The organism is Pseudomonas rossensis, assembly GCF_039888995.1.
Lineage (GTDB): Bacteria > Pseudomonadota > Gammaproteobacteria > Pseudomonadales > Pseudomonadaceae > Aquipseudomonas > Aquipseudomonas rossensis.
The window spans coordinates 1-717 of sequence record NZ_JBBWCB010000314.1; the positions used below are offsets into that span (position 1 = coordinate 1).

The 717-nt window shown below is 53.6% G+C and carries 2 pseudogenes; one reads left to right on the plus strand and one right to left on the minus strand.

The features are described 5' to 3' along the window. Window positions 1-119 precede the first annotated feature (119 nt). A pseudogene (locus WLY71_RS30655) lies at window positions 120-623 on the plus strand (VanW family protein); the annotation flags it as partial. Here the strand turns inward: WLY71_RS30655 and WLY71_RS31565 are convergent. After that, window positions 620-717, minus strand: a pseudogene (locus WLY71_RS31565) (hypothetical protein); the annotation flags it as partial. The pseudogenes WLY71_RS30655 and WLY71_RS31565 sit on opposite strands and share 4 nt — an antisense overlap.

Genomic DNA, 717 nt, shown 5'->3' on the forward strand with positions numbered 1-717 from the left:
ATCAAGCCACAAAAAATGAAGTAGCTACGCCGCGAATGGCCTCCGCGCCAGCATGATTTGATTCCTCCCCACCTCAGACGCCGCCTGTTTGGATAGGTGGGGTTTATGGATCAGTTACATTTCGCTACCTCAAGCACACCTCCAAACTGATCCGCAAACTCGGCAACTCCGATCTTGCCCTGCAGCACAACAAAGTCATCAACCTGAAACTGGCCGTCGATTCGATGGACGGCGGCGTCATCGGCCATGGCGAGTATTTTTGCAAACGTGGTTATGTCGAAGGCATGGAGCTGTCATTTGGTGAAGCCCGCAGCGGCATCGGTGGCGGGATCTGCCAACTGAGTAACCTGATTCACTGGATGGCGATTCACTCACCACTGGTCGTGGTTGAACGGTCGAACCACAGCTTCGATCCCTTTCCTGACGAAGGGCGGGTACTGCCATTCGGCTCCGGGGCTGCGATCTTTTACAACTACATTGACCTGGTATTGCATAACCCGACTGATCGTTATTTTCAATTGAAGCTCAATGTCGCCGAGCAACAGTTGGAAGGAGAGTTGTTGTGCGATCAGGTGAGAGAGTTTCGGTATCACGTTTATCAACTTGGGCACCGGTTTGTGCGATAGATCTGGCCATGAATGCCGCTGCCGTCAGGCGAGAGCTGCAAAAAGGCCGGTTTGTGCAGCAGGGTCTCGAGGTCCAGGGACGGCTGTTCAC